The following is a 5,313-nucleotide window of genomic DNA, read 5'->3' as shown; positions in this document are numbered from 1 at the left end:
GCCCAGTCGAATGTTCCCGCTTTCAGGAAGTATAACGTGGCGCTCTCCACATCGTTCTTTTCCCAAAAGCCCGGCGTTGGCAGATAATCAATATTCACCCAGGTTTGAGGCACCACGTTTTGGGCCAGGTACAATTGCTCGCCAGTATTTTGATTATACATTAAAATATCAATCGGGTCGGTACTCTCAGGGTTATAAAGATAAAAACTCAGCTTATTGGTGGCAGGATCAGCAGCCGGAGGTTTTACTTCCACGATCTTATCATCAACGATTACCAGGTTGTGATAAAACTCCAGTGTGTCGCCATTTAACTTAAGTGTCTTTGTAAATATCTCCTTTCCGCTGGTAAGATCTTTCACGTGCAGGGTAGCTTCCTTTTTATCTGCCGGGAATGGGTATACCATACTAAAGCCTACCCGCCTGTTAGCCTGCTGTATGTGCTTATCAAACACCATTGTATCAACAGAAACCTCCAGTCGCATATCAGTGGCATTGTAGCCGTGAAAAGTAACGTTAATTACTTTCGACGATACTATTTCTTTATTGCAGGATGCTATTGCCAGCACCGTTAGTGCCACTATCGCAAATCGCTGTATGTATCTTCTTAACATAAATGATTTATTCGTTGAGTTATTAGAATTGTATCTGATAGAAATTCTCTATATAATTTCCGCCTATCAACCCCTGCTCCATTACGCCCACTACCATAGGTTTGGTGTTATACGGAAACGGGAACCCGGCAGAAGGATTGGCAGTGTAGCCAGTTCCTACATGATAGAGTTCATTAGTACCAGCTTTGTAAAACATTATCTGCACATTAAAGAAATATACCTTACCATCTATTTCATTTCGTCCGCTCTTAAACTCAGGTGCTTTTAAGAACTCCGAAAAGGTGTATGGTTTTGTGGTAATCCTGGCTAGTTCTTCCCGTCTGTCAAACACCAGCTGATTATTTTGCACGACTTCTACCTTCTTATAATAAACGATGTCGATGTCGCCCGTATAATTGGAAACATTTGGCAGGAACAGGTAACTCACTAACTTAAATCCCGCAGGATTGTCTGTCGGCGCTACCGGCTTACTTATCAACCTGCCTCCTACATATATCAATTCAATCGTAATACTATAATCACCTCTTTTTACACTTCTTTCGTACACCAGTTTACCGGTTTCTTTCTCCTTAAAACTCACCATTACACTGTCTTTACCTTCCGGGAACGTATACTTATCGGTACGTTTAAAATTTGAGACCGGGCTGATCCCGAATTTCATGGTCATAGTGTCTATCGTCACCACCAACTCATCGCTGCTTCCGTTAAAACCGCCAGTTACCACCGAAAACGCCTCTTCTTTTACCAGGTAATTGTCGTCGTCCTGGCAACCGGCCAGTGCGACAGAAAGCAGTGTTAAAGCAGCAAAACAGGTATTTAAGAACTTCATACTTATATTTTTAATCCGGTTATTAGAATGAATAAGAAACAGAGAAACTGAAGGAGCGGCCTACTTTCCTTACAAAAGTGTCGATATCGCCGATACGTGTTTTGGTTTTACCATCGGCAGATGTTTCGTAATAACCTTTCTCATACTTTTCAGAGAAACCGTATTTCCACTCGTACCTGTCGGCCCATTCCATGTCGCCATATACGTTCTCCATGTTATCTTTCACTTTGTAAGTGCCGGGAGAATTGATGAAGAAGCGGTGCGGATTATCTAACAGGTTGCTCATGTTCAGTTTCACCTTTAATGCCTGGTTTTTGAGGAATGTATAACTTACCTGTGCATCCAGCTGGTCGCGCGGACGTTCATACTCCACAAACTCAGGCTTCATACCTACGGTGAAAGTTTTGTAGCCCATATGGTTAAGTACCACGTTCACACTTAAACGATCGTCGTTGTACAATAAGCCCAGGTTATACAACACTGGCACCTGGCCGTACAGCGGACGTTTTTCTTTGAGTAATGTTTTGGTACGGTATGCGTAGCTTAATTCCTGTTTATCGTAACTACTTTCACCAAAGCTGTTGTACTCGAACCTGCTGGCCTGTACCTCGGATTGCTGGAATGTAAGGTTGCCGCTCAGGTAGAAGTTTTCCAGCGGCTTCCATCCTTTGGCCAGGAAACCAAGGTTTTTACGAAGGTCAAATTCCCAACCATTTACTTTAGCCCAATCGGAGTTACCGGTTAACGCATCGATCGACTGGCTTGAGTTAGTAATATCCAGGTACAGCTCCACAGGGTTCTTGAAATATTTGTAGAAATAACCCACGGACAATACCTCTCCGGGAGAAGGATACCATTCCAGTTTTGTATCATAGTGATCGATAACGGTAGATAACACCCCAATGTTATGCTGAATACGGCCCAGTATAGGGTTAATACGAGAGAAGCCCGAATTTTCGATCAATGAAGGCCTTACTACTGACTGTGCATAGGAAGCCCTGATATTTAAGTTTTCCAGTGGCGTGGCAGTAAGATTTACAGACGGCAGATAGCGCCATTTTTGCTCTTCCGTAGCAGCATTCAGGTATTTGTGTACCAGTTCGCCAGTTTCAGGATCTACATACCGGCGTCTTGCTTCCGCCTGCTGCTCTATCTTAGTACTGATATTACTTACGCCGTCTTTAACCTCGGTGTATACATACGATTCTACCCGGAGACCCCACACCATTCTCAACCATGGGGTGATGTGGTTATCCATCATACCAAAAAACGCTTCGTTCGTATTTTTACCCTCGTAGCCCGATAAAGAGAACGTGCCGGGATAATAGTATACATCGTTTAACGGATCACTAAATTCGAAGAACTTAGTCCATTCGCTTACCCGGATACCTCTGAGTCGGCCACTGTTCACAGAGCCAATTGGCAAAATATTCCAGCGATATTCACCATGACGTTCCAGGAACTGGTATCCGCCTTTAATCTTTTGATTAAGACCACCTATTTTGAACTGGTAGCTAAGGGCAGCATCAGCTATCATGTTATCTTCATCATATTTATACTGCGACCTGTTAAAAGCACCGACACCAGGATCGCTTACACTATTAGGTGCATAGGTGTACACGATGCCATTAGCTGTACTTTCAGGCGCTAACCCTGCCTCTACCGCATCGTGCTCGTAGTTAGAAATTTTATTGCGCGCCAGGTTCCAGTCTATCGTAAAGGCACCTATTTTATGTTCACCGGTTAATTTATTCTGTAACAGGTCAAGAAACTTCGGACTATCGTTTTCCAGTACAGCCGGATTATCGTCAAAGCCGATATCATTCCCCCAGCCCACTATGCGAACGAAGCGGCTTTGGAAGCTGCGTGAATAAAAATTACGGGTAATGATCTTATGCTTATCTGTTTGCCAGCCGCCATTTACAAGCACAGCCCAGTTGGTGTTGTAATTGTATTGTTTACTCTTTGTTTCCTGCAACTCTTTGCCTGTTTTGGCATCGTAGGTGGCTGCAGGTTTTTGCCAGCTGCCTCTTTCGAAATGCAGGATATCGTCGATATTCTGTTCGTTACGATAACTTGCTGACGCTACGAAACCAACACGGCTTTTACCGAGGTTATAACTTCTGCCGAGGCTAAACTGGTAGTTTTGCGATGGCATTGTTTTATAAATACGGGTACCCAGTCGTTCAGTGCCTCCGATCCTTTTATTCTGCTCCGCTATCATTTCAGGTGTGATGGGTGTAAGCCCTGAGTTGGGAGGTGTTACGTCCGTATATGGATTCCTGGGATTGTAACGATCCATCTCGAAGTAGAACAAGCCTTCCGGAAAGCGGTCTTTCCTGCCTCCGTCATCAAAACCGATCCAGTCATTCTTTCCACGGCCATAGCCAAGAAATTCCTTACCAGTGCTGCGATCGTTGTATTTACCACCGAAGTTGATGTTGTTGAAGTTTTTAGTAGGAATAGCCAGCGTATTGATTTGCACCAGTCCGCCTCCAAAACCGAAGCTCATATCAGGCGTGTAACCTTTAGATACGATGATATTATCGATCAGGTTACTGGGGATAATATCGAACTCAAAATCACGCACCTGTACGTCCGTACTTGGCAGTGTAACACCATCGAGCTGGGCCACGTTGTAACGCTCCGCAATGCCGCGGATCACTACCCGGCGGTTATCGTTGGTACTCACGCCGGAAATACGTTTCAGGACCTCGCCCACGTTTTTATCTGGAGTAGCGGAAATTTGTTCCGAAGAAATACCATTGGAAATTTCGGCCGTGTTCTTCTGGCGTGCATACAAAGCAGCCACGCCCTCTTTCCTGGCCTGCGACTTTACCACTACGCCGGCCAGTTGCCCCTTTTTTCTTTTCAACACGATATTCAGTTCAAACGCCTCGTTATCCTTAATAATCACCCCGCTCACCTCTTTAGTGCCGTAACCGATATAACTTACGGTAGCAACATAGGAACCTTTAGGAAGAGAGATGCTGAAAGAGCCATCTGTACCAGTAGTAGTACCGGTATTACCGATACGGATAGTGGCCCCTATTACCGGTTGGCCGTTTTCCTCGTCCAGTATTTTACCAATTACTTTACCAGGACCTTTCTCCTGCACCGGTTTAACCTGGGCAGCCTTTTGTACAGAAACAATTCTGCCGGTTTGTCTGAATTGCAGGCCGGTACGTTTTGTAATTACGTCCAATACGCCAGACAAAGGTTTGTCCATTTCTCTGAAACTGAATTTCTCTTCCAGTTCATTTTTTATTTCCCTGCTGTTATACGCGAAGGTGTAGCCGGTTTGTTGTTCCAGCAAACGAAATGTTCTTTCTAATGGTTGATTATCTGCCTGCAGGTTCACCTTTTGTTTACCTGCGTCCTGTGCGTGCAGCTGCTGGCCTAATAACAACAGGCAAAATAGCATCCGGGACAAACACCTCATCAGCGGTGCTTTTTCCAGGGTTCGGGCACAGGAAATCCTTTTTTTCATACTTTTGAGTTGAGTTTTTGTTAATTAATAATACCCGGTATAGTCATTTGGCGATGCGTACCGGGTGTTTTATTTTGATTGAATAAGTATAGTTCCTTCCTTTTTAGTGATGGTTAAGCCATAGATGTGATGGAGGCTTTCCAGTATATTATCCAGCGATTCGTTCGCATCAAACCTTGCCGTACAGAACTGGTCGGCACCAATTACTCCAACCACCTTCACCGGCACATTAAACCTGCGTTCCAGGGTAGCGATCACGTTCGCCAACGGCTCATCATGGAATTGGATCACACCATCGCGCCAGCCGTTGTAAATAGCAGCATCAGTTTGCGTAGTTTCAAATGTTTCTTTCCCTGCCACCCATACAGAGCGCTGGTTGGGCA

At 44.6% G+C, this 5,313-nt stretch carries 4 protein-coding genes; all 4 read right to left on the bottom strand.

The genetic code is table 11. The features are described from left to right. A partial coding sequence (locus QZT80_RS13560) for a hypothetical protein (protein WP_295122624.1) occupies positions 1–611 on the bottom strand: 611 nt, incomplete at its 3' end. A gap of 22 nt (positions 612–633) precedes the next feature. After that, the gene (locus QZT80_RS13555; protein WP_295122623.1) at positions 634–1,440 is read right to left on the bottom strand and encodes a hypothetical protein; all 807 of its coding nucleotides are present in this window, start codon (positions 1,438–1,440) and stop codon (positions 634–636) included. Positions 1,441–1,462: 22 nt separating this feature from the next. After that, complete coding sequence (locus QZT80_RS13550; protein ID WP_295122621.1) at positions 1,463–4,930, bottom strand: carboxypeptidase-like regulatory domain-containing protein; 3,468 nt, start codon at positions 4,928–4,930, stop codon at positions 1,463–1,465. 69 nt (positions 4,931–4,999) lie between these two features. Further along, positions 5,000–5,313 (bottom strand): DUF4974 domain-containing protein (locus tag QZT80_RS13545; protein WP_295122619.1); only part of this gene is annotated, 314 nt, incomplete at its 5' end.

The sequence above is a fragment of the uncultured Chitinophaga sp. genome (assembly GCF_902168175.1).
In the GTDB taxonomy this organism is placed as follows: Bacteria; Bacteroidota; Bacteroidia; order Chitinophagales; family Chitinophagaceae; genus Chitinophaga.
Note: the sequence above shows the minus strand (reverse complement) of the source record. Positions and strands in the feature narration are given on the sequence as shown.

Bases quoted from the DNA above. Each gene is read 5' to 3' on its own strand.
- QZT80_RS13555 (WP_295122623.1), bottom strand. From the start codon at position 1,440: ATGAAGTTCTTAAATACCTGTTTTGCTGCTTTAACACTGCTTTCTGTC.
- QZT80_RS13550 (WP_295122621.1), bottom strand. From the start codon at position 4,930: ATGAAAAAAAGGATTTCCTGTGCCCGAACCCTGGAAAAAGCACCGCTG.